The 26,161-nt window shown below is 67.2% G+C and carries 24 protein-coding genes; 8 read left to right on the plus strand and 16 right to left on the minus strand.

Annotated features, from left to right (window positions below):
* The first annotated feature begins 199 nt into the window (after positions 1 to 199).
* The gene (locus AU197_RS13800) at positions 200 to 1,390 is read left to right on the plus strand and encodes an IS481 family transposase (protein WP_064403276.1); all 1,191 of its coding nucleotides are present in this window, start codon (positions 200 to 202) and stop codon (positions 1,388 to 1,390) included.
* 253 nt (positions 1,391 to 1,643) lie between these two features.
* On the opposite strand, the gene AU197_RS13805 is transcribed toward AU197_RS13800, so the two are convergent.
* Both AU197_RS13805 and AU197_RS13810 read right to left on the minus strand, forming a co-directional pair.
* Entirely contained in the window at positions 1,644 to 2,528 is an 885-nt protein-coding gene (locus AU197_RS13805) for a universal stress protein (protein ID WP_064403277.1), read from the minus strand.
* 127 nt (positions 2,529 to 2,655) lie between these two features.
* A complete protein-coding gene (locus AU197_RS13810) occupies positions 2,656 to 3,345 on the minus strand; it encodes a GAF and ANTAR domain-containing protein (protein ID WP_064403278.1) in 690 nt (229 codons plus the stop codon).
* 200 nt (positions 3,346 to 3,545) lie between these two features.
* On the opposite strand from AU197_RS13810, the gene AU197_RS13815 reads away from it, so the two are divergent.
* The 5 genes from AU197_RS13815 to AU197_RS13835 all read left to right on the plus strand — a co-directional run bounded on the left by AU197_RS13815 (position 3,546) and on the right by AU197_RS13835 (position 11,186).
* Positions 3,546 to 4,760, plus strand: a complete 1,215-nt coding sequence (locus AU197_RS13815; protein WP_064403279.1) for an acetyl-CoA acetyltransferase — start codon at positions 3,546 to 3,548, stop codon at positions 4,758 to 4,760.
* A gap of 1 nt (position 4,761) precedes the next feature.
* Complete coding sequence (locus AU197_RS13820) at positions 4,762 to 6,288, plus strand: carotenoid oxygenase family protein (RefSeq protein WP_064403280.1); 1,527 nt, start codon at positions 4,762 to 4,764, stop codon at positions 6,286 to 6,288.
* Between the two features lie 39 nt (positions 6,289 to 6,327).
* Positions 6,328 to 7,206 (plus strand): winged helix-turn-helix transcriptional regulator, encoded by an 879-nt coding sequence (locus AU197_RS13825; RefSeq protein ID WP_064403322.1) that lies wholly within the window; start codon positions 6,328 to 6,330, stop codon positions 7,204 to 7,206.
* A 97-nt stretch (positions 7,207 to 7,303) separates the two neighbouring features.
* The gene (locus AU197_RS13830) at positions 7,304 to 7,753 is read left to right on the plus strand and encodes an Hsp20/alpha crystallin family protein (protein ID WP_064350661.1); all 450 of its coding nucleotides are present in this window, start codon (positions 7,304 to 7,306) and stop codon (positions 7,751 to 7,753) included.
* A gap of 148 nt (positions 7,754 to 7,901) precedes the next feature.
* Positions 7,902 to 11,186, plus strand: a complete 3,285-nt coding sequence (locus AU197_RS13835; RefSeq protein WP_064403281.1) for a LuxR family transcriptional regulator — start codon at positions 7,902 to 7,904, stop codon at positions 11,184 to 11,186.
* Here AU197_RS13835 and AU197_RS13840 read toward each other — a convergent pair.
* Both AU197_RS13840 and AU197_RS13845 read right to left on the minus strand, forming a co-directional pair.
* The gene (locus AU197_RS13840; RefSeq protein WP_064403282.1) at positions 11,177 to 11,797 is read right to left on the minus strand and encodes a GNAT family N-acetyltransferase; all 621 of its coding nucleotides are present in this window, start codon (positions 11,795 to 11,797) and stop codon (positions 11,177 to 11,179) included. The genes AU197_RS13835 and AU197_RS13840 overlap by 10 nt on opposite strands.
* Complete coding sequence (locus AU197_RS13845) at positions 11,779 to 12,195, minus strand: hypothetical protein (RefSeq protein WP_064403283.1); 417 nt, start codon at positions 12,193 to 12,195, stop codon at positions 11,779 to 11,781. The genes AU197_RS13840 and AU197_RS13845 overlap by 19 nt, the downstream gene beginning before the upstream one ends.
* A 78-nt stretch (positions 12,196 to 12,273) precedes the next feature.
* Here AU197_RS13845 and AU197_RS13850 point away from each other — a divergent pair, with 78 nt between their 5' ends.
* Positions 12,274 to 12,720, plus strand: a complete 447-nt coding sequence (locus AU197_RS13850; protein ID WP_064403284.1) for a cupin domain-containing protein — start codon at positions 12,274 to 12,276, stop codon at positions 12,718 to 12,720.
* 2 nt (positions 12,721 to 12,722) lie between these two features.
* Here AU197_RS13850 and AU197_RS13855 read toward each other — a convergent pair whose 3' ends face one another.
* The gene (locus AU197_RS13855; RefSeq protein ID WP_064403285.1) at positions 12,723 to 13,100 is read right to left on the minus strand and encodes an RNA-binding S4 domain-containing protein; all 378 of its coding nucleotides are present in this window, start codon (positions 13,098 to 13,100) and stop codon (positions 12,723 to 12,725) included.
* 103 nt (positions 13,101 to 13,203) lie between these two features.
* Here AU197_RS13855 and AU197_RS13860 point away from each other — a divergent pair, with 103 nt between their 5' ends.
* A complete protein-coding gene (locus AU197_RS13860) occupies positions 13,204 to 13,782 on the plus strand; it encodes an SDR family oxidoreductase (RefSeq protein ID WP_064403286.1) in 579 nt (192 codons plus the stop codon).
* Between the two features lie 7 nt (positions 13,783 to 13,789).
* Here AU197_RS13860 and AU197_RS13865 read toward each other — a convergent pair whose 3' ends face one another.
* The 11 genes from AU197_RS13865 to AU197_RS13915 all read right to left on the minus strand — a co-directional run bounded on the left by AU197_RS13865 (position 13,790) and on the right by AU197_RS13915 (position 26,159).
* Entirely contained in the window at positions 13,790 to 14,563 is a 774-nt protein-coding gene (locus tag AU197_RS13865) for a VOC family protein (protein ID WP_064403287.1), read from the minus strand.
* A 68-nt stretch (positions 14,564 to 14,631) separates the two neighbouring features.
* Positions 14,632 to 15,534, minus strand: coding sequence for an amidohydrolase family protein (locus AU197_RS13870; RefSeq protein WP_064403323.1), 903 nt, complete (start codon positions 15,532 to 15,534; stop codon positions 14,632 to 14,634).
* A gap of 83 nt (positions 15,535 to 15,617) precedes the next feature.
* Positions 15,618 to 17,054: an aldehyde dehydrogenase family protein gene (locus tag AU197_RS13875; RefSeq protein ID WP_064403288.1), complete on the minus strand. Its 1,437-nt coding sequence runs from the start codon at positions 17,052 to 17,054 to the stop codon at positions 15,618 to 15,620.
* Between the two features lie 27 nt (positions 17,055 to 17,081).
* Positions 17,082 to 18,797, minus strand: coding sequence for a thiamine pyrophosphate-binding protein (locus tag AU197_RS13880; protein WP_064403289.1), 1,716 nt, complete (start codon positions 18,795 to 18,797; stop codon positions 17,082 to 17,084).
* A 19-nt stretch (positions 18,798 to 18,816) separates the two neighbouring features.
* Entirely contained in the window at positions 18,817 to 19,764 is a 948-nt protein-coding gene (locus AU197_RS13885; RefSeq protein WP_064403290.1) for an acyl-CoA dehydrogenase family protein, read from the minus strand.
* Positions 19,764 to 20,930, minus strand: a complete 1,167-nt coding sequence (locus AU197_RS13890; protein ID WP_064403291.1) for an acyl-CoA dehydrogenase family protein — start codon at positions 20,928 to 20,930, stop codon at positions 19,764 to 19,766. The genes AU197_RS13885 and AU197_RS13890 overlap by 1 nt, the downstream gene beginning before the upstream one ends.
* Positions 20,927 to 21,853 (minus strand): Gfo/Idh/MocA family protein, encoded by a 927-nt coding sequence (locus AU197_RS13895; RefSeq protein ID WP_064403292.1) that lies wholly within the window; start codon positions 21,851 to 21,853, stop codon positions 20,927 to 20,929. Before AU197_RS13895 ends, AU197_RS13890 begins: the two co-directional genes overlap by 4 nt.
* Positions 21,850 to 22,767: an acyl-CoA dehydrogenase family protein gene (locus AU197_RS13900; protein ID WP_064403324.1), complete on the minus strand. Its 918-nt coding sequence runs from the start codon at positions 22,765 to 22,767 to the stop codon at positions 21,850 to 21,852. The genes AU197_RS13895 and AU197_RS13900 overlap by 4 nt, the downstream gene beginning before the upstream one ends.
* 5 nt (positions 22,768 to 22,772) lie before the next feature.
* Positions 22,773 to 23,912: an acyl-CoA dehydrogenase family protein gene (locus AU197_RS13905; RefSeq protein ID WP_197415538.1), complete on the minus strand. Its 1,140-nt coding sequence runs from the start codon at positions 23,910 to 23,912 to the stop codon at positions 22,773 to 22,775.
* 14 nt (positions 23,913 to 23,926) lie between these two features.
* A complete protein-coding gene (locus AU197_RS13910; protein ID WP_082696669.1) occupies positions 23,927 to 25,219 on the minus strand; it encodes a CaiB/BaiF CoA transferase family protein in 1,293 nt (430 codons plus the stop codon).
* The gene (locus AU197_RS13915) at positions 25,212 to 26,159 is read right to left on the minus strand and encodes an SDR family NAD(P)-dependent oxidoreductase (RefSeq protein ID WP_064403294.1); all 948 of its coding nucleotides are present in this window, start codon (positions 26,157 to 26,159) and stop codon (positions 25,212 to 25,214) included. The genes AU197_RS13910 and AU197_RS13915 overlap by 8 nt, the downstream gene beginning before the upstream one ends.
* Positions 26,160 to 26,161: the final 2 nt, after the last annotated feature.

Consider the following 26,161-nt stretch of genomic DNA (forward strand, 5'->3'; position numbering starts at 1 on the left):
GGCCGGCCTCCCACGCTTGCACAGATGCCAACTATGTCGCGAGACAGCTGCCCACTATGTCGTGAAATCAGACACTGCCGGGGGCACTTCGTTTTTGTATTACTGCGGTTGATGCCTGACATTTGGTCTTCGGGTGATGCCTGACAGTATTTCGGCTGATGGTTGACAGTTACTTCGGCTGATCCTTGACACTCCCTGAATGAGGGAGATGAGCGTGGCTGAGCAGCGGTATCAGGCTGTGTTGGCGGTGATCAGCGATGGGTTGTCGATTTCGCAGGTCGCTTCGAAGGTTGGGGTGTCGCGGCAGACGCTGCACACCTGGTTGGCCCGCTATGAGGCCGAGGGCCTGGAGGGCTTGGTGAATCGGTCGCACCGGCCGGCGTCGTGTCCGCACCAGATGAGCGCGGCGGTGGAGGCGGCGGTGCTGGAGCTGCGCCGGTCGCGCCCGTATTGGGGGCCGCGGCGGTTGGTGTTCGAATTGACCAAACGCCGCATCGCTCCGGTGCCCTCGGAGTCGGCGGTCTATCGCGCGTTGGTGCGTGCCCAAATGATCGATCCCCATCTGCGGGATCGGCGCTCGCGTAAATGGAAGCGTTGGGAGCGCGGCGCCCCGATGGAGCTGTGGCAGATGGATGTTGTCGGGGGTTTTCCGTTGGCTGATGGGACCAGCGCCAAGGCGTTGACCGGGATCGACGACCATTCCCGAATGTGTGTATCGGCGCGGTTGATGGCCCGCGAACGGACCCGTGCTGTGTGTGATGCGCTGATCGCGGCGTTGGACCGCTACGGGGATCCCGAGCAGATCCTGACCGATAACGGCAAGGTGTTCACCGGCCGGTTCAACCATCCCCCGACCGAGGTGCGTTTCGACGCGATCTGCCGCGAGCGTGGGATCGAGCACCTGTTGACTCAGCCTCGCAGTCCGACCACTACCGGCAAGATCGAGCGCTTCCACCGAAGCCTAAGAGCCGAGTTCCTCTCCACGGCCCGGCCTTTCACGTCGCTGAAGACAGCCCAGCAGGCGTTGGATGAGTGGGTTGAGGACTACAACACCAACCGACCGCACCAGTCGCTGAAGATGGACACCCCTGCCCAGCGCTTCACCGCCGGAGCGCCGCCAGCCTCGGCGTCAACCTCGCAATCGGCTCAAGCCCACCAACGACAGGGCTCAGATTGGGTGTCACGCAGGGTCACCACCAACGGGGTGGTCTGCGTGTCATGGCAGCAGGTTTGCATCGGCCAACACTGGGCCGCACAGCGCTGCGATGTCCACGTCGACGGCGACCTTCTCCGGTTCTGGGTCGGTGATGAACTGGTCAAAACCGCCGCCCGCACCAGTCACGGCGAGGTACGAAACAAGCGGGCCCTACGCAGCAGCGGTCAGGGCTGACACAACACAAGAGTGTCAAGGATCAACCGACACAGAAACGTCAACCATCAACCGACTCTGAACAGGGGCACTTCGTTTTCGCAGGTCAGACCAGCCAAGTCGCGCCGATCCGCAACGTGCTGGCGTTCACGTGCCACACGGCATTGCGCGACCGCCTCCCGCACCACCGTGCGCTCGGCGGGTGTGTCGTTCACGACCGCTGGTGAACCGGAGAATCCCGTCGTGGCGCGCGCAATCGGGCCTCGCCTGCGCGTCACCGACCCGGACGGCACACCATGACCGGAACGGTGGCGTGCTGCAACAGGTTCACCGCAGTCGAACCCAGGATGGCGCTGGTGAGCGCGGCCTTCCCGTGACTTCCGACCACCAGCAGCTGCGCGCCGTCGGCGTGACACCGATCCATCAGTGCCGCAGCCGGTTTCGCGTTTTCGACGAAACACGATGCGGAAACCTGCGGGTAGCGTTGGTTGTACGCGTCGACGTCGTTCGTCAGCTGCGCCCATTCCGCCGTCTCCAACGCATCCCAGTCGATCAGGAGGGGCAGTCGCGTGGCCACCGCGCGCAGCGGCGACGACCACGACCGTACGGCCGCCAACTTCGCGTTGAACCGCTGGGTGAAAGCGAATGCGTTCTCCAGAGCCTCCAGAGACGACGGTGTCCCGTCCACCCCGACGACCACCGGATCATCGGTCGGCACGACATTGGGCCCGCGCCAGGCAACAACGGGGCAGTCGGCACGCGTGGCGACCGCCAGCGTCGTCGATCCCAGCAGAAGCGCACCCGCGGGGGTGACTTCATCGTTTCCCACGACGATCATCCGTGCGGTCTTGCCCAGTTCCACCACCACCTCGATGACCGGAACATCGGTGGACAGGGTCGTCACCTCGAGGTCGTTGTGCTGCGAGCGCACGACCTGCTCCGCGTGGCGCAGAATTGCGTCGGCACTATCGCGCTGGTGCGCGAGGACGGCCGCTCGCATCGCGGCGACGGTGTCCGTCACGTTGTGCCCGATGGCCGGCAGCGCGTGCACGATGTGCAAGGACGTTTCGTACTTCGATGCCACCGCAGCCGCCCATCGCGCCGCGTTGACCGCGGCATCGCTGCCGTCCACGCCGACTACAACCGCACCTGTCCGCATCGTGACTCCTGCCATCGCCCTCGCGGTTCGTTCGCTCCTGAGGTGATGATGACCCGAGCTCCATGCGCGGGCGTAGAGGCGAAAGTCACCGGATCCGGGTGGGCAGCCCGGTCCTATCGCGTGCGGTTCAGATTCCGCTGCGCGTCTCGATGACGCGCTGCGCGACGTCTGCGAGCTTGACGTTGCTGTCCTGTGAGAGCTGCTTGAGCATCTCGAACGCCCGCACCTCGTCGACGCCGTAGCGCTCCATGATGATGCCCTTGGCCTGACCGATGCGATCTCTGGTGGCCATCGCCGACTTCAGCTGTTCACCTTCCCGGCTGGCCAGAATCGCCGCCGCGGCGTGTGCGGCCAGAACGGTGCCGATGACCTCGTCGTCGGCGGCGAAGGCGCGAGGTTTGAAGCTGAACATGTTCAGCGCCCCCGCAGTGCGTTCAGCGGTGTACAGCTTGATCGACAGACCGCTGAGCACGCCGTGTTCGACCGCGGCGGCCGAATACAGCGGCCAGCGGTCCTCCGTACGGAAGTCATCGGTCCGCAGAATCAATTCGTCCAGCGCGGCCTCCACGCAGGGGCCTTCGCCGAACTGCATCTGGATTTCGTCAAGCGTGTGCGGCAACTGCGACGTGCCGGCGAGTGACTCGAACTTCCCTGCCCTGCCGATCAGAAGCACACCCACGGTGTCGGCCCCGGGCAGCAGGTCACGGGCGGTTTCAGTGACATCGTCGAGCACCTCGTTGACCGTGCGCGGCGCGGCGGAGGCGCGGGCCAGTTCGGCCATCCGCTCGGCCAGGTCGTGTGTGCGGGGCGCGGTCATGCATTGAAGTCTTCCCTTTCGGCCCGCTGGCTACACGATTGTTTGCGGTGCCGGCCAGTGGGCACGTGAGGGTCAAGCTCGGGAGACGGTCGACCGTTTCTCGTGCCGAGGTCTCGTCGGTTCAGACAACAGCCGACGGGGCCGCCCTTGTTCGAGCACCCGCCGCGGGTAACTCTCTTAGTTGTAGTAGCGTCACCGATGTGCGTCTAACCGATGTCTGGATCCTCGGTGGTCATCAGAGCGATTTCGCCAGGAACCTCACGCGCGAAGGTCGGGACTTCGCCGATCTGACCAGCGACGTTGTCGAGTCGACGCTGTCGGCCGCCAAAGTCGACGCCCGCGATATCGAGGTGGTGCACGTCGGCAACGCGTTCGGCGAACTGTTCGCCTTCCAGGGGCACCTGGGGGCGATGCCCGCCTCGGTGCACGACGGATTGTGGGGCAAGCCGGCCGCACGGCACGAAGCCGCGTGCGCGTCGGGCAGTGTCGCGACGCTGTCGGCCATCGCAGACCTGCGGTCGGGGGCCTACCGGTCGGCCCTGGTGCTCGGTGTCGAGCTGGAGAAGACGGTCCCGGGTGACACCGGCTCGCGACATCTCGGTGCCGCCGCCTGGACCGGGCACGAAGGCACCGAGGCGACGTTCATGTGGCCTCACATGTTCGATCGGGTGGCCGCCGAATACGACCGGCGCTACGGCATCGACGAAACCCACCTGCGCGCCATTGCGGCGTTGAACTTCGCCAATGCCCGCGCGAACCCCAACGCGCAGACCCGCGCATGGTCAGTGCCCGATCCCCTGACCGACGACGACGCCACCAACCCGGTCGTGGAGGGCCGGTTACGCCGCTTCGACTGCAGCCAGTTGACCGACGGCGGCGCAGGCGTCGTGCTCGCCACCGACGACTTCCTGCGCGAGCACCCGGACCTGCGGCCGCTGGCCCGCATCGCCGGGTGGGGCCACCGGACGGTCGGATTGGGGCTGCAGCAGAAACTCGAGCACGCCGCCGGCGACCCGTACGTGCTGCCGCATGTGCGGGGTGCGGTGCTCGACGCCTTCGGTCGAGCCGGTGTCACGCTCGACGACGTCGACGGGTTCGAGGTCCACGACTGCTTCACCCCCAGCGAGTACCTCGCGATCGATCACCTCGGCCTCACCGGGCCCGGCGAATCGTGGAAGGCCATCGAGAACGGCGAGATCGAGATCGGCGGTCGGCTGCCGATCAACCCCAGCGGTGGCCTGATCGGTGGCGGACATCCGGTCGGCGCCTCGGGCGTGCGGATGCTGCTGGACGCGGCCAAGCAGGTCAGTGGCGGCGCAGGTGGCTACCAGGTCGAGGGTGCAACGACGTTCGGCACCTTGAACTTCGGCGGCAGCACCGCCACGACCATCAGTTTCATCGTCGGGAAGGCATGAAATGGATGGCGCGAATGTGGAGATCGTCGGCAAGTACCTCTCGACCCTTCCGGACGACGACGACCACCCGTACCGCACTGGGCCGTGGCGGCCACAGCACACCGAGTGGAATGCCGACGACCTCGCGGTGGTCGAGGGTGAGATCCCGACCGACCTCGACGGTGTCTACCTGCGCAACACGGAGAACCCGCTTCATCCGGCGCTGAAGTTCTATCACCCCTTCGACGGGGACGGCATGGTGCACGTCGTCGGGTTCAGAGACGGAAAGGCGTTCTACCGCAACCGCTTTGTCCGCACCGACGGACTGCTCGCCGAGAATGACGCCGGCGGACCGCTGTGGCCCGGGCTGGCCGAGCCGATTCAACTGGCCAAAAGCGACTATGGCTGGGGCGCACGGACTTTGATGAAGGACGCATCGAGCACCGACGTCGTCGTCCATCGCGGTGTGGCACTCACCAGCCACTATCAGTGCGGCGATCTCTACCGCATCGACCCGTTCACCGGTGACACGCTGGGCAAGGAGGACTGGCACGGCCGGTTCCCCGACGACTGGGGCGTGTCGGCACACCCGAAGGTCGACGATCGCACCGGCGAGCTGCTGTTCTTCTCCTACAGCAAGCAGGACCCGTACATGCGCTACGGCGTCGTCGACGATGAGAACAGCCTCGTCCACCTCACCGATATCCCGCTGCCCGGCCCGCGGCTGCCCCACGACATGGCGTTCACCGAGAACTACGCGATCCTCAACGACTTCCCGATGTTCTGGGATCCGAAATTGCTCGAAGCCGACATCCACTTCCCAGGGTTCCACCCGGACATGCCGTCGCGGTTCGCCGTGATCCCCCGCCGCGGTGGGCCCTCCGACATCCGGTGGTTCGAGGCGGATCCGACGTTCGTGCTGCACTTCACCAACGCGTACGAAGACGGAGACGAGATCGTCCTCGACGGCTTCTTCGAAGGCGACCCGTCCCCGGTAGACACGGGGGCCGGTAACCGTTGGCAGCGAGCCTTCCGGTTCCTGGCGCTCGACCGGCTGCAGACCCGGCTGCACCGCTGGCGGTTCAACCTGCTCACCGGGCAGACCACCGAGGAGCAATTGACCGACACCATCACCGAGTTCGGCATGATCAACAGCGGTTACGCCGGTCTCCCTTACCGCTACACGTACGCGGCGACCGGTAAGCCGGGTTGGTTCCTGTTCGACGGTTTGGTCAAACACGACCTGCACACCGGCGCCGAGCAGCGGTTCAGCTTCCCCGACGGGGTGTATGGCAGCGAGACCGCCATGGCGGCACGTCCGGGGGCCACTGCCGAGGACGACGGATACCTCGTCACGCTCACGACCGACATGGGCGCCGACGCCTCATACTGCCTGGTGTTCGACGCGGCCAGGGTCGACGACGGGCCGGTGTGCAAACTCGCACTGCCGGAACGGATCTCCAGCGGGACGCACTCGACGTGGGCTCCGGGATCGGAGCTGCGACGGTGGCGGGAGACCGATTCAGCAGCCGAGGCCGTCGGCCTGTAGGCCCCCGAGCCCGTGTCCGAGCCGAACGCCGTCGCCCGCATGCTCGGGTTGCTCGGCGACGAATGGACGCTGCTGGTCATGCAGCAGTCGCTGCTGGGGGCCACCCGGTTCGGTGACTTCAAGTCACGCCTGCCGATCTCCAACTCCGTGCTGACGGCACGGCTTCGGATGCTGACGGATGCGGGGCTGCTCGAGCGTCGTCAATACCAGGACCGGCCAATGCGTTTCGAGTACATCGGCACGCCGCGCGGCCGGTCGCTGTGGCCGGTGTTGTTGTCGATCTGGGAGTGGGAGCGCCGCTGGGTCCCCGACCACGTTGAGCCATTGCCCGCCATGCGCCATGCCGCATGTGGTGCCGATTTCACCCCGATGGTGACGTGCCGTTCGTGCGGCGAGAGTGCAGGCGACAAAGACGTTGTGCCTCAGTGGGGCCCGAGCGGATCGTGGGAGCGGTCGGTGCCGTCGGCGGCCTCGACGCGCAGGCGCTCGGAGGCCGATCAGCACGCCGCGGCCGGCCTGTTTCCGCAAACGATGAGCGTCATGGGGAACCGCTGGGGTTTCGCGCTGCTGGTGGCGGCATTCGTCGGCGTCCGGCGGTTCACCGACTTCCAAACCCAACTCGGCGCGCCGCCCGGGTCGATCGCCGACCGGCTGGCCATCTTCACCGCCAACGACGTGTTGGTCGACGCCGACAGTCGGTATGAGCTGACCGAGAAGGGCCGTGCGCTGTTCCCGGTCTTGATCTCCGCTCTGCAGTGGGCGCAACGCTGGTTCGCAGACCCCGACGGACCGGCCGTCCTGTTGACCCACACCCCCTGCGGGGGGCCTTTCACCGCCGTCCTCGCGTGCGACCGGTGCGGCCGACCGCTGGCCGGCGCGGATGTCTCGACGGCGCAAAATTCTTCGAAAAATTTCTAGCACTCTCTGGTGGTGAGTGCTAAACTTGCAGGTGCGCACAGTAATTTGGCTGCCCGCCAGGGTGGCGGGCTCTGAGTGGCATAGGAGGTGGATTGCTGTGCTTCGCTTTGATCCGTTCACTGAACTTGATGCTCTGACCCGGGGCCTGCTGACGAACCAGACCGGATCAAATCGTTCCCCCCGGTTCATGCCGATGGACCTGTGCAAGGTCGACGACCACTACCTGCTGACCGCCGATCTGCCCGGCGTGGATCCCGGCTCGGTGGATGTCAACGTCGACAACGGCACCCTGACCATCTCCGCACACCGCACGGCCCGCTCCGACGAAGGTGTGCAGTGGCTGGCCAACGAGCGATTCTTCGGCACCTACCGCAGGCAGCTGAGCCTGGGTGAAGGCATTGATGCGACGAAGATCTCGGCGACCTACGAGAACGGCGTGCTGTCCGTGACCATCCCGATGGCCGAACGCGCCAAGCCGCGCAAGATCGACGTCGCCCACGGCGGCGACCAGAAGTCGATCGAGACAACCACCGTCGAAGCCGGGTAACCGCGCCTAGTCGAGACTGCGGTCAGATCGCATTCCGAGCCGATTCCGCGATCTGCCCGCAGTCTCGGCACGTCTACGCGCCCCTCCGCGACAGATCTACGCATCCGCGCCGATGTTTCGCCGTGCGGACGGCCGCACGCTGGCTAGCATGACTGGAATCGACGCGGCGCCGTTGAACTGGAGCGACTTGGGCGTGAGCGAACTGGTACCGACCGGAACGGTGACGCTGCTGCTGGCCGACGTCGAGGGGTCGACCCGGCTCTGGGAGACCCAGCCCGACGAGATGACGGCGGCTTTCGCGAACCTGGATCGGACGCTGGCCGAGGTGATCGGTGCCCACGGCGGGGTTCGGCCCATCGAGCAGGGCGAGGGCGACAGCTTCGTCATCGCCTTCGGGCGCGCAAGCGACGCGGTGGCATGCGCCCTTGATCTGCAGCTGGCTGCGCTGGCGCCGATCCGGCTACGTATCGGCCTGCACACCGGCGAAGTGCAACTGCGTGACGAGGCCAACTACATCGGCCCCACCATCAACCGCACCGCCCGGATACGGGATCTCGCACACGGCGGGCAGACCGTGTTGTCCGGCACGACAACCGATTTGGTGTCTGACCGGTTACCGCCCGGTGCATGGCTGGCGGAACTTGGAACGCATCCGGTCCGCGATCTGCCACGACCCGAACGTGTGGTGCAGCTCTGTCATCCCGACATTCGGAACGAGTTCCCGCCGCTGCGTACCGCCAAAAGCTCACGTTCGCATAACCTCCCGGCGCAACTGACCAGCTTCATCGGCCGGGCGCCGCAACTAGACGATGTATGCCGGCTGCTTGCCGACAACCGCCTGGTCACCCTGACCGGCGCGGGCGGAGCGGGTAAGACGCGCCTCGCCATCGAAGTAGCGGGTGCGCTGTCCGAGGATTTCGCCGACGGCCTGTGGTGGGTGGACCTGGCAGCGATCGCCGATCCGGCCGTCGTCTCGATAACGATTGCCCGCACGCTGGGCCTGCCCGATCAACCCGGACGGTCCCCTCTGGAGACGGTGGAGCGCTTGATCGGCCACCGCGAAATGCTCCTGCTGCTGGACAACTGCGAACACCTGCTGGACGCGTGCGGTGACGTGATCACACGACTGCTGAACCACTGTCCGCGGTTGACGATCCTCACCACCAGCCGCGAGCCGATCGCGGTGTCCGGCGAGATCACGTGGCGGGTGCCCTCCCTGTCTCTGCAGGACGAGGCCGTCGCGCTGTTCACCGAACGGGCTCAACGGGCGCGGCCCACGTTCCACGCCTCAGGCGACGACCTCGCACTGGTGGTGGACGTGTGCCGGCGACTCGACGGTATGCCGCTCGCGATCGAGTTGGCGGCGGCCCGGATTCGCGCACTGTCGCTGCGCCAGATCGCAGACAGCCTCAATGACAGGTTCCGGCTCCTCACCGGCGGCGCCCGAAACACCATGCGGCGCCAACAAACCCTGCGGGCCTCGGTTGATTGGTCTCATGCGCTGTTGACTGAGCCGGAGCAGGTCCTGCTTCGACGGCTGGGCGTGTTCATGGACGGATTCGACCTCGACGCTGCGCGCGCTGTCGCGGCCACCAGCGAAGCCGAGGAATTCCAGATCCTCGACCAGCTGACCCTGCTCGTGGACAAGTCGCTCGTCACCGCCGAGGAAGACGCGGCCACCATGCGGTATCGCCTGCTCGAGACAGTCCGCCAGTACGCGCTCGAAAAGCTTGCCGAATCAGGCGAAGCCAGCCTGATACGGGCTCGGCATCGAGACCACTACGTCGCCACGGCAACTGGGCTGGAGGGCGACGATGGACTCATCGGATGGGCGGAGCGGGAGACCGGGAATCTACGCGCGGCGCATGCCTGGAGCATCGACAGCGGGGAGTTCGAGCCCGCCTTGCAGATGACATCGGCTCTGCAGCGGCTCTGGGAGACGCGCGGCAGGATGCGCGAAGGCATCGCCGCGTTCGATCTCGCGTTCGACGACAATCGCTATCGGGACGACGACGTCGCTGCGGCGGTCTGGGTGCGCGCCGTCGCCGACAGGAGCATCCTGACGGCCTGGACCGCCGAAGCGGCAAGCTTGGAGCGCGGCCAGGAGGCGCTGGCAGCTGCCCGGGCCCTGGGCGACCAAGGACTGATCGCATCCTGCCTGGCTGCCTGCGGCGCGCTGGCCTACTACAACCCGGAGGTGTCACAGGCGTACTGGGCTGATGCGATCGAGCTCGCGCGCAGGAGCGGCGACAGATCAAAGCTGTGCTATTTCCTCAGCTGCCTGGCCGTCGCCACGAATGTGGCGGGGCAGCCGCTCGCCTCGCAACTGGCGGCGGAAGAGGGTCGTCGCGTCGCCGACACCATCGGTGATGGCTTCGTGTCGCGTCATTGCCGGATCTGGCAAGCGACCGCGATGGGCTGGCGAGGCGGAGTACAGGGTGCGGACGAGGTGATCCGCGGCGTCAGCGAAGAGGCACGTGCGGCCGGTGAACGAATGCTCGAGTTGTTCGCCCTGGTCTGTGAATGCAGCTCGTTCACATACGAGGGAAAGGCGGCCGTGGCTCGGGTGAAAGCCGAGGAAGCGCGCGAGACCTCGATCGCGATGGGTGGTTTCCATGAGGACAAGATCCACATTGCCTGGGCACTTTCCGCCCTGGCCGCCGACCGGGGCGCGGAGGCAAAGGCGGAGTGCGAAGCGGCGATAGGACAAACCGTTCCCGAGCAGATGCCCTACGTGCGAGCCCTCACTCCGATGACCCTGGCGCTGCTCGCGTGCAGTGAGGTCGCCGCCGCACGCCGGTGGGTCGACGAAACGGTCGGGCTCACGGTCGGCAATTACCAACTGAACGCGCTCGTCGCGCGAGCTCACGTAGCGCTTGCCCAGGGCGAACGCGACCAAGCCGAGCGGGACGCCCACGACGCCCTGGCGCTCGCTCCGGTCACCGGTGCGTTCCTGCGCGTGCCCGAAGCGCTCGAAGCTCTCGGGCGGTGCGCGGCCGACTATGGCAATCACCGGCACGCGGCTCGGCTCTTCGGCGCGGCCACGGCCAGCCGAACCGTGATGGGCGTAGCGCGGTGGCCGGTATACGCCATCGGATACGACGATGCGGTCGCACTGTGCCGAGAAGCCCTGGGAGAAGGCGTGTTCAACGCCAGCTGGGCCGAGGGTTCGGCCATGTCGACCGAGGAAGCCATCGCTTACGCCCAACGCGGGCGGGGCGACCGTAAGCGGCCCACGAGCGGATGGGAGTCGCTCACGCCGACCGAGCGGGACGTCGTCCGTCACGCCGTCGACGGGCTGGGCAACAAGGCCATCGCCGAGCGGATGTTCATCTCGCCGCGCACCGTGCAGACGCATCTGACCCACGTCTACGCCAAGCTCGGATGCGCCTCGCGGATTCAGCTGATCCAAGAGGCCGCACGTCACGCGTGACGGCTCAACCGGTACAGCAGGTTGTTGCGCACGGCCGGCCACTCGACGTCGAGAATCGAATACACCACCGTGTCGCGGCGCGAACCATCGGGCAGCACCTGGTGGCTGCGCAGGATCCCGTCGAGTTTGGCGCCCAGGCGCTCGATCGCCGCACGGCTGGCCATATTGAAGAAGTGCGTCCGGAATTCGACTGCGATACAGCCCAACTCGTCAAAGGCGTGACCGAGCATCAGCAGTTTGGTCTCGGTGTTGACGCCGCTGCGCCGCGCCGACGCGACATACCAGGTATTGCCGATCTCGAGGCGCCGATTGGCCGCGTCGACGCTCATGTAACTCGACGACCCGACCAGCGTTCCGTCGCGGCGCCGCACCACGAACGTCAGTCCGGTGTCGGGCGCCTGCACCGCCAGCCTGGCATACACCCACTGCTCGACGGCCTGGGGTGCGGGCGCCGCGGTGAACCACAAGCGCCCGAGCTCGCCGTCTGCGGCGACGGCCGCAACCTCCGAAATATGCTCGCGGCGCAGCGGTTCCAACGTCACCCATTGTTCGCCGGTCAGCACGACCGGCTCGACGAACCCCCTCCCACCGCCTACGCGGCCGTCGCCCACGCGGCCACCATCGCCCACACCGACAGCACCACCGCGACCACGGCGATCACGACTCCGAGGTAGAGCCCGTAGCCGGCGGACACCGGTGCATACACGTAAAGCCGGTAGTACCACAGGGCCAGCACCACCAACAGCACCGAAATCGCGAGCGCGGCAGTGGATGCGATGCGAGCCGAGAACCCTCGGGCCGACATCGCGCCCGCGACGATCAGCAGCGAGGCCAGCAACACGATCAACTGGCCGACCCCGAATCCGGGTTTCGGTGCGGGCAGGTCACCGAAGATGCCGCCGATCGCGCTGACCCGGCCGCCGTTCGCGGTCAGCCACGGCAGCCATGCGCTCACCGAAACGATCGCCCCGCACAAGGCGACCAGCCATCCGGGGCGCACGCGCGACATGCCACGAGCCTATCGGCTGGATCGCACCGCACCGGTCTCTAGTCTTGAGTGTCCGACACCGAAAAGGCGGGTACTGGAATGACCGATCTTCCGGACTGGGCACAACGCCTCGACCTGTCGCCCCATCCGGAGGGCGGCTGGTACAGGGAGACGTGGCGCAGCGACCTGACGGTGCCGCAGTCCGCGCTGCCGCCGGCGTACACCGGCCCGCGCAGTGCGGGCACCGCGATCCTCTTTCTGTTGATGCCGGGCCAGCAGTCGGCGTGGCACACCGTGCGCAGCGCCGAGGTGTGGCTGTTCCACGCGGGCAGCCCGCTGCTGCTCGAGGTCGGGCCCGAACAGGGCCGTGCCACAACTCATCTACTGGGTGTCGACATTCTCGCCGGAGAGCAGCCCCAGTTCGTCGTGCCGCCGGGCCACTGGCAGCGCGCCCGTCCACGCGACGACGAGCCGAGCCTGGTCAGCTGTGTGGTGGTTCCGGGCTTCGATTTCGCCGACTTCGAACTCGCCGCCCCGACCGCCTGAATTCATCGAAGGCCCGCGCGCAGCCGTTCCAACATCCGGCGGTCCCGTTTGGTCGGCCGGCCCGCACCGCGGTCGCGGGCCGCGAACTGCACCGTGTCCGTCACCTGCGGCTTGGGGGTCTTGTCCAGGTAACACGTCGACGCGTCGGCCGCGCCCACCCGTTTGTGAATCACGCGAAGCACTTCGACGACCCGCGTGGTCTGGCCGATGCGGGCCCGTACCTCATCGCCGGGCGCGACCGCGGTGGCCGGCTTGGCGGGCCGCCCGTTGATCCGGACATGGCCGCCCCGGCATGCCTCTGCCGCGTCGGGCCTAGTCTTCGCCAACCGGACCGACCACAGCCACCTGTCTATGCGGGTCGACTCCACGTCACCCATCATGGCCGACGGCTACCTTATTGTGACCTTAGATGGGCCTTATTTTTCTTAGGAATGGGTGTACGGTTGGGTCCACGCGGGCGCGCAGCGACGGAAGGAGCCCGACATGGATCACCAACCCGAACGAATCGTCCTGGTCACCGGCGGCTCGAGAGGCCTCGGCGCGCGGGTCGCGCGACAGCTCGGCAGCGTGGACACCCACGTGGTCGTCACTCGCGACATCTCCGACGAGGTCGAATCCGCGGAGGTGATCGACGGCATCGCATCGCGCTTCGGTCGGTTGGACACCTTGATCCTCAACTCCTCGGACACGCTGGACACCGGCGCGGACCCCGAATGCGCGATGCGCCTCAACCGCGACGCCCAACGCCGGCTCGCCCTGGCGGCCCTGCCGCTGATGCCGGTCGGCGGACGGATCGTCTTCGTCACCAGCCACCAGGCCCACTTCTTCCCCGACAAGGCGGTGCCCAAGGGCTACACGGCCGTCGCGGCAAGCATGCGGGCCGGCGAAACCGCCCTGCTGACAAGGCGTTCGGAGTTCCGCCAGGCCGGCGTGCAGCTCACGGTGGTGTCCGGCGACATGAGCCACATGACCTTCGCCGACGCTGTCGTCGACGCGGCCACCACGCCGAACCCGGCGAGCATCATCTTCGTCGGCAGGACCGACTACCTGATGACCGCCTGAGGCTCGCTCATCGCAGCGAGCTCAGGTTGAACGCCGCTCCGGTGCAATCGACCACCGCGGCCAACCGCCCATAGGGCGTGTCTTCGGCGTCGCGAATCACGCCGCCGCCGTTGTCGAGGACCAGTTGCACGGTCTTGTCGACGTCGTCGGCGCCTAAGAAGAAATTCCAGTTCGAGGGCTCGCCGTCGGCTAGAAAGGCGCTGCCGTCCATCAGGCCGAGCAACGCCTCACCGTCGAAGTTCGCCGTGCTGTAGCGGAATTCGTCGGTGTCGGACACGGTCTCGATCTGCCAGCCGAACAGGTCGCCGTAGAACCGCTGCGCCCTGGCGTAGTCGCGGCCGGTCCACTGGAAGTACACCGGTGCGCCGTGTTCGTTGACGATCTCGAATCCGCGATGCCCGCCCGGCTGCCACAGTCCGACGAACGCGCCGCTGGGGTCCGACAGCATGCCCATCCAGCCCTTGTCCTTGATCTCCATGACCGGCGCCCCGCACGTCGTCGCGCCCGCGGCGATCGCCGCGTCGAGGGTGGCCTTGGCGTCGGCGGTGTGGAAATAGGTGGTCCAGCCGTCGGGGCTGTTCCACTGCGGATCGTTGAACATCAGGCCGGCGACCGGCCTGCCGTCTTGGGCGGCGGTGACGTAGCCGCCGTATTCGGGGCCCGCTGACTCGAACGTCCAGCCGAACACCTCGCCGTAGAAAGCTTGTGAGCGTTCGACGTCCGAGGACGCCAGGTCGATCCAGGTCGGGGCGCCCACAGGGGCGGAATTGCGGATGGGCACGACGGGCTCCTTGTCGGTGAGTGGTCAGTCACCGGTGCAGACCGTCGTCCGCCCGAAAACTCATCGGACTAGCGCGCGACCCCCAGGACCCGCAGCGCGTTCTCCTTGTAGATCAGCGACTGAACCGCGGGATCGATGTCGAGGGTGTCGAAGTCGGCGCGCCACCTGTCGATCTGGATGTACGGGAAGTCGGTGCCGAACAGGACCTTGGTGCGCAGTTGCCTGCTCATGGCGCGGACCAGCTGCGGCGGGAAGTACTTCGGGCTCCACCCGGACAGGTCGACGTACACGTTGGCCTTGTGGGTGGCGATCGCGATCTGCGAGTCGACCCACGGCACCGCGGGGTGGGCCATCACGATCGTCAGCTCCGGGAAGTCGGCGGCGACGTCGTCGAGCAGCATCGGATCGGAGTAGCGCAGCTTGATGCGGTGCCCACCCGGCAGCCCCGACCCCATCCCCGTCTGGCCGGTGTGGAACAACACGGGCACTCCGGCCTCGGTGATCGCCTCGTAGATCGGGTAGAAGCGACGGTCGTTGGGCTCGAACGCCTGCATGCTCGGATGGAACTTGAAGCCCTTGACCCCGTAATCGCGGACGAGCTCGTGGACGCGGTGTACCGCCCGGCGCTCGTGCCACGGATCGACGCTGCCGAACGGGATCAGCACGTCGTTGTTGCGCGCGGCGCCGGCGACGAGGTCCTCGATCGAGTTCGGCACGTGGCGCATCGCCGTGCGCGCGTCGATGGTGAAGACGACCGCGGCGGTGTTGTGCTGCCGGTACAGGTCGGCGACCGCGTCGACGCCTGCCGTCGCGCCCGGTGGCATCTTGAAGTACTTCTCGGTCGCCTCGACGAGTTCGTCGACGTAGGCCTTGTGGCCGTGGCAGTCGATCTCGACGTGGGTGTGGATGTCGATCGCCGCGATGCGGTCGAAATCGATGCCGTATTCGTACTTCTCGCCGCGTGCCGTCACCCACGTGACGATATACGCGCCGAAACCGCTTGCGATTCGGGTGTCCAAACAGCCGAATAGCGACTGTTTGGACACCGAAATCCCTATCCGGCGGCGGCCTCCGGCGCATAGCCCAGCGCGGCCTTGATCTCCAGGAACTCGTCGAACGCGAAGTGGCCCCACTCGCGCCCGTTGCCGCTGCGCTTGTAGCCGCCGAATGGCGCGGCCATGTCGAAGCCGTGGTTGATGGCCACCGAGCCGGCCCGGATCCGCCGCGCCACCGCGCGGGCTTTCTCCAGGTCGGCACCCGAAACATAGCCCGCCAGACCGTATTCCGTGTCGTTGGCGATCTCGAGCGCCTGGTCCAGGTCGTCGTAGCCGAGGATGCACAGCACCGGGCCGAAGATCTCCTCACGGGCGATCGTCATGTCGTTGGTGACATTCGCGAACACCGTCGGCTTGACGTAGTAGCCCTTGCCGAGCCCGTCCGGCCGCCCGGTACCGCCGACGGCGACGGTCGCGCCCTCGTCGATGCCCTTTTGGATCAGGCCCTGGATCTTGTCGAACTGCGCCTTGGACGCGACCGGACCGATCGCGGTCTTGTCGTCCGGGTCGCCCACCTTGACCGCGCCCGCCACCTCGCGGGCGATCGCGATCGCCTCGTCCATGCGGGAGTTCGGCACCAGCATCCGCGACGGCGCGTTACAGCTCTGGCCGCTGTTCATCATCATCACCGAGACGCCGGCGGTGACGCTCTTGGCGAAGTCGTCGTCGTCGAGCACGATGTTCGGGCTCTTCCCGCCGAGCTCCTGCGTGACGCGCTTGACGGTCAGCGCCGCGTTCTTGGCGACGTCCACACCGGCGCGCGTCGACCCGGTGAACGACACCATGTCGATGTCGGGATGGGCCGACAACGCCGCGCCGACGCCGGGTCCGTCGCCGAACACCAGGTTGTACACCCCCGCGGGAACGCCCGCCGAATCGATGATCTCGGTGAAGATCTGACCCGAGTACGGCGCGACCTCCGACGGTTTGAGCACCATCGTGCAGCCCGTCGCCAACGCGGGGAACACCTTGCAGGCGATCTGGTTGATCGGCCAGTTCCACGGCGTGATCAACCCGCACACGCCGATCGGCTCCTTCACGACGAGCGTCGCGCCGTGCTGCTCCTCGAACTCGAAGTTCTTCAACACCTCGATGGCCGTGGCGAGGTGCCCGAGCCCGAGGTTGACCTGCGGGCCGGCCGCCAGCGACGCGGGCGCGCCCATCTCCTCGTTGACCGCGTCGGCGAGGTCGCCCGCGCGCTTCTGGTATTCGCCCATGATCGTCTGCAACAGGTCGAGCCGTTCGTCGCGGCTGGTCTGTGACCAGGTGGCGAAGGCCCGGCGGGCGGCCTGCACCGCGACGTCGACGTCGGCCGCGGAACCGATCGCGATCTTGCCGGATACCTCTTCGGTGGTCGGGTTGTCGACCTCGAGGGTGTTGGGCCGGATCGGGTCGACCCACTGGCCGTCGATGTAGAACTTCAGATATTCACGCATGGCTCTACTCTTCTCTGTTACGTGGTCCTACTGCGTGCCTTCTGCATACCAGGTGCGGAATCGGTCATATTTCGGCATCTCCTCGGAGTTGGCCTTCGGGTCGATGCAGACGTGCACGACGGCGGTCTTGCCGCTGGCGAACGCCCGCTTGATCGCCGGGCCGATCTCCTCGTCCTTCTCGACGTACTCGCCGTGGCAGCCGAAACCCTCGGCAACCTTGTCGAGCCGCACGTCCTTGCTCCAGTGCACGCCGGGTTGCGGCGACGGCTGTTCGAACGTGCGCTTGTAGACGCCGACCTCCAGGCCCCATTGATGGTCCACGCCGACGACGCAGACCAGCGGCAGGTTCTCCCGCACCGCGGTCTCGAGTTCGGCGATGTGGAACAGGAACGCCGAGTCGCTGGTGAGCAGCATGACCGGGCGTTTGCGGCCCTCGGCGACCGACGCACCGACGGCATACGGCAAGCCCGTGCCGAGGTGACCGAAGTTCTGGTTCCAGATCACGTCTCGCGGCTTGGTCTGCGAGTAGGTCCACTGGAAGATCACCGTGGCGCCGCCGTCGCGGACCAGGATGCCGTCCTCGGTGCACTCGTCGAACGCCTTCGTGGCCTCGACCACGTAGCGGGCCGGGTGGATCGGCGAGCGACCGCTCGGCGCTTCCTCGGCCACCCGGGCGAGCTCGGCGGCGTCGGCCTTGATCAGTGCCTCGAAGTCGGCCGATGGGGTGCGCGGGTTGTCCCGCAGCGCCTCGACCAGCTGCGGCACCACGCCGCGCAGATCGCCGACCAGCGGCACGTCGATGGGCCGGTTCACCCCGATCGCGGTCGGATCCTGTTCCACGAGAACCCATTTGCGGTTGGCGTCGCCCTCCGCCCAGTGCTGGGTCCTGCCGTAGTGCATGGGCTCCCCGAGCTCGGTTCCCAGCGCCACACACAGATCGGACTTCTCGACGGCCTCGTTCGCCGCCGGAGAGAACAGGTACGGGAAGGTGCGGTCCTGCAGGCCGGGGATGAACGAGGTGCCACCGGAGGTCTGGATCACCGGGCAGGCCATCAGCTCGGCCAACTGCCTGACCTGCTCCTGGGTACGCGAGGTGTGGACCGCGTGCCCCACCAGCAGGATGGGGCTCTTCGCCTCCCGGATCAATCGGACCGCCTCGGCGACCTCACGTTCGCCCGCGCCCTGGTCGACGAGCCGATACCGGTGCGGCGGCAACGGATCCGGCACGTCGAGTTCCTCGAGGATGACGTGGGACGGATACTCGACGTAGCTCGGCCCGGGGGTACCGGACATGGAGCGACGGATCGCTTCGCGGATGATCTCGTCGGTCTGGTCGGCGTACTCGATCGAGCTGCTGTACTTGACCGACGCCTCGAAAAGCGGTTCCTGCTGCACGAATTGGATGCGCCCGCGCCGCACCCGGCGCTCGGTGACGCGGGCGCGCTGACCGCCCAGGAAGATGACGGGCGAGTTCTCCACCAGCGCGCACTGGATCGCGCCCGCGATGTTGGCCATGCCGGGTCCGAGGGTTCCGATGCACAACCCCGGCTTGCCCGTCATCCGCGACGCCGCCTCGGCCATGAACCCGGCGCTGAGCTCGTGGTGCGGTGCGACCACCGACCAACCGCGCGCCTCGGCCTCGGTGAACATGTGCACGAAGTTGGGGTCGGGGATGCCGAACAACGTGTTGACGCCCTCGGCCTCGAACAGGTCGAGTATGCGCTTGTAGACAGGTACACCCACGGGAAACTCCTTGATTTCTCTACAGATAGCGTTGTGCTAGTCGTTTTCGGTGTGCTGAGGGAGAGCCGAACAGCGATCGGTTGAGGGTGGCGCGCTTCAGGTAGACGTGGATACCGCTCTCCCACGTGTATCCGATGCCGCCGTGCAGTTGCATGGCCTTGCCCGCGATGTCGACGGCCGCCGCGCACGTGTACGACTTGGCCATCGAGACGGCGACGCCGGCATCGGGCGCGTCCTCGGCCACGGCTCGCACCGCGGTGTCGACGAGTTGGCGCGAGACCGAGATGCTGACGAGCATGTCGGCGCAGGCATGTTTGACGGCCTGAAAGGAGCCGATGGCTCGGCCGAATTGCTGACGCACCTTCACATATCCGACCGTGGCGGCGAGCATGGCCTCGCACAGGCCGAGGCTGTCGCAGGCGACCGCTGCGGCCGCGCGGTTGTGGAGGCGTTGCACGGCTGTGTCGTCGGCGAACGGCAGGGTTTCGATGACCGCGGCGTCCGGCCCCACGGAGGCCAGCCTGCGCGTCTCGTCGACGACGGGCCGCGGCGTGGCCCGCTGTTCGGTCACGGCGACGCCGCGGTCGGTGACGATCAGGACCCGGTCCGCACCTTCGGCGTCGGGCACGAAGTCGTACGGTTCCAGCGCGACGGCCACCCGGGTCGCACCGTCGGCTAATTCGGCGAGCATCCTGTCACGGGTATCGCTGGGCCGCACTGCGTTCAGCGTGCCGACCGCAAGCACCGCGCCGCCGAGGAAGTCGGTGGCGCTGGCGGCGCGTCCGATCTCCTCGCAGACGACCGCGACTTCGGCGAACGATGCGCCTGCCCCGCCGAACTGTTCGGGCACCTCGAGCCCAACCCAACCGGCATCGATCAGCGTCGACCATTCGACCCTGCGGTCCTTCGCGAGCAGATCGCCCGCCACGGAGCGCAAATCATCGTGGAACTCGGTGAAGTCGGCCATCAGACGGCGCTCGGTTCTCGCGGCAGGCCCAGGCCGCGCTCGCCGATGATCGTGCGCTGGATCTCGCTGGCCCCGCCCGGGATCGTCCATTCCCACGATCCGATGAAGTCGAGCACCCACGCACCCGACTCCCAGCCGCTCGAGGCGGGCTTGGCGAGTTCGGTGTGGGCGGACAACCCGCCGATCTCCGCGCCGAAGTCGGTCATGCGCTGCAGAAGCTCGCTGTAGAACAGCTTGACGATCGAGGCGTCGGCCGGATCGGCGGTGCCTCTCTCGTTGTCCTCCACCACCTTTCGACACATGCCGCGCAGTCCCGTGATCTCCGTTTCGAACTGCGCCAGCCGGTCGGCGACCACCGGGTCGTCGACCGGAGCGCTTTCCAGCAGCCAGCGGAAGCCCGCGTTTCCCAGGCGCTCGGCGAGCTCGAGCATGGTCATACCGCGTTCGGCGCCGAGAGTGGACTGCGCGACGCGCCAGCCGTCATTCTCCGCTCCGATCAGGTTGGCGGCCGGAACCGAAACGTCGTTGAGGAAGATCTCGCAGAAGTGTGAGTCGCCGATCGCATTGCGGATGGGGCGGACCTCGATGCCGGGCGTGGTCATGTCGAGCAGGAAGTAGGAAATCCCCTTCCGCTTGGGCGCATTCGGGTCGGTGCGGGCCAGCAGTAGGCACCAGTCGGCGTGCTTGCCTCCGCTGGCCCACAACTTCTGTCCGTTCACGATGAAGGAGTCACCGTCTTTGCGTGCGGTGGTGCGCAGGCTCGCCAGGTCGGATCCGGCCTCGGGCTCGGAGAAGCCCTGCACCCAGATCTCACCGTCCAGGATGGCGGGTAGGTGCCGTCGCCTCTGCTCGTCGGTGCCGGCGACCAGCAGCGTCGACGCGGCGTGGTGGATTCCGACGAACGCGAGCACCAGCCGCGGTGCGTCGTGGGCGGCCAGCTCCTGGTACAGCACCACCTGCTCGGGCACCGACATGCCGCCGCCCCACTCGGCGGGCCAGTGCGGCACGGCGAAGCCGGCGCTGTGCAGTTCGGCGAACCACTGCTTCTGGAAGGCGACGAACTGCTCATCGCTTGCGCCCGTCTGTGTTGCGCGCCAGTCCGGTGGGATGTGCTCGACGCACCACTGCCGCACCGTCTGCCGAAACCGCTCGAGCTCGGCGGTCATAGGCGCACCGCCTCGGCCCGCAGGTGGTCCATCACGCGCGCGACGGCCAGGCCGTCGTCGAAGGACGGGGTGATCTGAGTCCCGCTGCGCAACGCCTCGGCGACGCGGCCGAAGAACGCCGACAGCGCGGGTGGCGGTGAGCGTCGCGGCGGCGGGGCGAATTCGGTGGTCTCGGGATCGGAGCCGGCCCTTCGCACCACGAGTGTCGTGTCGGCCGTCAGCTCGATGGTGCCGTCGCTGCCCAGCAGCGCGACCGACGGCGCCGACGGTACCGCGGCAGCGAAACCGGTGTCGTGAGTGGCGGTACAGCCGTTGGCCATTGCGAACCATGCCGAGTAGGCATCCTCGGCGGTGGCCTGGTCGGGCGATCCGTCGATGCGGGTGATGCCGCCGCACTCGGTGATCTCGCTGCCGAAGAGCCACCGGGTGAAGTCGATCAGATGGGAGCCGTAGGCGCCGATCCAGCCGCCGCCGAGTTCGCGGTCGTTGATCCAGCCCAGTTTGCGGCCGCGCAGCCCGCTTCCGAAGAACGTCCAGTGCAGGTGCCTGGGTGCGCCGATCGTCCCGCCGTCGGCCAGCTCCTTGAGCCTCGCCCAGGACTCGTTGAACCGGAACTCGAAGTTCAGGAAGTGCAGGACGCCCGCATCACGCGCCATATCGCGCATCTGCACCGCCTCATCGGCGTTGCGTCCGAATGGCTTGTCACACAACACCGCATGCCCGTGTGCGATGGCTCCGGTGACGTGCTCGAGGTGCAGGAACGGCGCGGAGTGCACGGAGATCAGGTCGACATCCGAGGCCAGCGCGGCCTTGACCGCGGCGTCGTCGCGCGGGCTGATGACCTCCACGTCGAAGCCGGCTTCGGCGTACGCGGGAGCCGCCGCGTGCTTGCCGAACCCGGTGCCGATCACCGCGACCTTCATGCGTAGAGCCCCGTCAATCCCGTGCGGCCTGCACTGCGGGTCAAAGCATCTCGGGTCGCCGACAGTCCGAGGGGCAGCCGGCGCAGCGGCTGGCTGTAGCGGGACAGCCACGACAGGGTGGTCTCGTCGCAGAATCCGACCGCGCCGTGCAACTGATGGCACACGCGGAAGACGACCTCGGCGGCTTCGAGCGCCGACAGCCGCAACGCGAGTGCGTCGGTGAGCGCCTCGGGCCGGGCGGTGGCGATGCTCCACAACGCGTACTTGGCGAGGATGTCGAGGCCGCTGCGCTCCACCTCGGCGTCGGTCAGCTGAAACTGCACGCCTTGGAACGACGACAGCGTCTGTCCGAATTGCTTGCGCAGGCTGACGTGAGCGACGGTCAGCTCGATCGCCCGGTCGAGCATGCCGAGCAGCGTCCAGCACGGCAGTACCAGTCCGAGCGCGACGTCGGCCGCGCCCTGGTCGTCGACGGCGGCCGTCTGTAGTTCGGAGACGAAGCCGGGACCGACGGGCCCGATTTCGGTCACGGTGCTGCGGGTGCCATCCAGGGTGACTGTCGTCCAACGGCTCTCGGCCCCGCCCACCGCTGCGGCGGGCCGGTTGCCGGCCACCACGATCAGGCCGTCGGTGTCCAGGTCGGTCGGGGCGGCCAGGCGTTCGGCGACCGGATACGGCAGCGCCCAGTACCCCGCGCTGCGGCACAGCGCCGCGGCCGCTTCCAGGCCGTCGGCGTCGTTGCGGGCGTCGAGCTCCCAGGCGCCGAGCCCCACCAGGCTCGCGCCGACCAACGACTCACGCGTCTCGGGCTTGGCTTCGGCCTGTTGGACGAGCTCATCGCCGCCGGCGGCTTCGAAGGCCCGCAGCGCCTGGCGCCCATACTCTTTGGCGTCATCGGACAGGTCGAGGATCATCTCGCTCATTTCGCCGCCGCCAACAGAGCACGCGACAGCAGGATCCGTTGCATTTCGATACTTCCCGACGACACCGTGGAGGCCTGTGAGTACTTCCAGTGGTCCTCGACCTCGCCGAGGAACCAGGAGGCGCGGGGGTCGTCGTGCGACACCTCTGCCGCGATGTCCATCAGGACTTCCGCGCTGTCCTGGTCGAGCTTGGTGACCGCGATCCGGTAGGCCGCGGCGTCACCGGGCTGAATGCGTCCGCTGCTCTGCAGGGACACCACGCGGTAGGCCATCAGCCGGGCGCGCCGGCAGTGGGTCAGCATGCGGATCCACCGGCCGCGCAGTTCCCCGGGGAGTGCGTCCCACCGGTCACCCAGCACGGTGGGCGCCGCGGCCAGTAGTCGTTCACAGCGTGCGTAGCGTGCGATGCCGACCCGCTCGAAGGCCATCACGTCCTGCACCACCGACCAGCCGGCATCGACCGTCCCGAGCACATCGGCGTCGGTGACACGCAGATCGTCGAAGAACACCTCGTTGAGGTGATGCGGGCCCATCATGCAGCGGATCGGCCTGACCTCGATCGCCGGATCATCCATCGGGACAAGGAAAATCGTGAGGCCCTGCTGCTTCTTCTCACCGCGCGAGGTCCGCGCGAGCAGAAAGCACCACTGCGCCATCGTCGCGTAGGACGTCCAGATCTTCTGCCCGCTGACCAGCCACCCGTCACCGTCACGACGGGCGGCGGTGCGCAGGGATGCCAGATCGGAGCCCGCCTCGGGTTCGGAGAAGCCCTGACACCAAATGACTTCGCCGCGCGCGATCGGCGGCAGGTGTTTGCGCTGCTGGTCCTCGGTCCCGTGACGCATGATGATCGGGCCGACCCAGTTGACACCCATGTACTGGGCGCCGCGCGGTTCGTGGTGCGCCCACATCTCCTCGCGCACCACCGTCTGTTCCCACACCGATGCTCCGCCACCGCCGAACTCTTTGGGCCACGACAGGCACAGCAGTTCGCGTTCGGCAAGCATGCGGCAGAACCGTTGTGCGATCTCGAGATCGGCGGGGTCGTCGGTGAACGCACCCAGATAGTTCTCGGGCACATGCTCTTTTACCAGCGCACGCAGTTCGCCGCGTAACTCCGCGGCCTTATCGCCCATGGCGAATTCCACGCCTACCCCACCTCCGACGTGCCGAGACTGCGGTTGTTGACCAGATTCGGCCCTTTTTCCGCAGAAACCGCAGTTTCGGCGGGAGGGGGCTCGGCGGGCTGAGGCGTGCCAGCGGGCTCGGGCGCGGACGCCGACTCGGGCGTTGCCGCGGTCGGGCCCAGGTCACCGAGCTCTCGGAGAACACTGTCGGTGTGGGCGCCCAACGTCGGGGCGGGGCCCGCGACCTTGCCGGGGGTGCGGGAGAACCACGTCGGCACTCCCGGAAAGCGCACCGGCCCGTCGGCGGTCTCGACGGTCTCGAAGAGCCCGACCGCGTTCAGGTGCTCGTTGTCGAACAGCGCGTCGGGGGTGTTCAGCGGCGCGGCGGGAATCTCGAGTTTCCCGAACAGGTCAAGCCATTCGGCGGTGGTGCGTTCCGTCATGGTCTGGGCCAGCAGCCCGTACACGACATCGATGTTGTGGGCGCGTTGTTCCAGCGTGGCGTAGGTCTCGTTGTTCCACGGGGGCTGCACCGCGTCGATGAACGCGTTCCAGTGTTTGTCGTTGTAGATCAGAGCGGCAATGTACCCGTCGCTGGTCCGATACGGCCTGCGGTTCGGTGCGACCGTGCGCGGGTACACAGCGGGACCCAGTGGGGGGTCGAACATGGCGCCGTTGGCATGTTCGACCAGCATGAACGACGCCATTGTCTCGAACATGGCGACCTCGACCTCCTGGCCCTCCCCGGTGCGCTCGCGATGAAACAGCGCCATCATCGTCGCGTAGAGGGCGGTCAGCCCGCCGACCTTGTCGGCCATGATCGTGCCGACGAAATCGGCGTCTCCGGTCAATTGCTTTTGCACCGCGGGCAATCCGGCCTCGGCCTGGATGGTGTCGTCGTAGGCGGGGCGGTCGCGGTCGGGCCCGCGGCGGCCATAGCCGTAGCAGTTGGTGTAGACGATCGCGGGATTGACGGCCGCGACGTCGTCGTAGCCGAAGCCCAGCTTGGCGACCGCCTTGGCGCGCATGGAGTGGATGAACACGTCGGACCGTTCGATGAGCGCGCGCATCGCCGCCTTTCCGTGTTCGGTCTGCAGGTCCAGCACCACGCTGCGCTTACCGCGGTTGACGTTGACGAACACCCCACTCATCCCCGGCGAGGGACCCACGGAGATGAAGCGGGTGTTATCCCCCTGCGGCGGTTCGACTTTGATGACGTCGGCACCCATGTCCGCCATGATCTGGGTGCAGTACGGACCCATCACCATCGCGGTGAGGTCGACGACACGCACGCCGGTCAGCGGGCCGCTAGGCATGCACACCGCCCTTCTGCGCCATCGCGAAGCTGTACTTGATGTGATCGCCGTGCCCATCGGGCACCACGGGAAACACCACCGGTTCGGACATGTCGCGGATCGCGCCGATCTGCGCGCCGACGTCCTCGATCGACCACGACGGCCGGTAGACCCCAGGCGTTTCCACGACCACGGCCCGAGCGATCCGGCCGGCCAGCGCGATCAGCGCTTCACCTGTGATCGAACATGATTCGTGCGCCAGCCACCCCACCGCGGGGGCGACCAACTCGGCGCCCATCGGTGGATACGCGGACGTGTCGATGCCCTCGGCCATCCGGGTCACTGCGGCGGGCACGATCACGTTGCTCTTGACGCCGTGTGCGGCGCCCTCCATCGCGGCCACGTTGGACAGCCCGACGACGCCGGCCTTGGCCACCGCGTAGTTGGCGACGCCGTGATTGCCGTACAGGCCGCCGATCGAGGACGTCAGCACGATGCGGCCGTAGCCGGCTTCGCACATCGACGGAAATGCCGGGCGCACAACGTGGAACGCGCCGCGAAGGTGGACGTCGAGCACCGCTTCGAAGTCGTCGTACGTCATCTCGGCGAGCGGAGCGCGGCGCACGATGCCGGCGTTGTGGATCAGGATGTCGATGCGCCCGTAATGCTCCAGAGCCGTCTCGACGATCGCCTTGCCGCCGGCCGGGCTCGCCACCGAGTCGGTGTCGGCCACGGCTTCGCCTCCGGCAGCGGTGATCTCGCGTACCACCTCTTCGGCGGGGGCGGGACTATCGGATGGCGGGTGGACCGGGTCGTATTCCTCACCGGTCAGGCTGCCGCCCGGATCGTTGACGACGACCTTGGCGCCCCGCTCGGCGAGCAGCATGGCGTACGAGCGGCCCAGTCCCCTGCCGCCGCCGGTGACGACGGCCACCCGACCGTCGAAGCGCACCTCACCCATCG

It is taken from the genome of Mycobacterium sp. IS-1590 (assembly GCF_001500025.1).
GTDB lineage: Bacteria > Actinomycetota > Actinomycetes > Mycobacteriales > Mycobacteriaceae > Mycobacterium.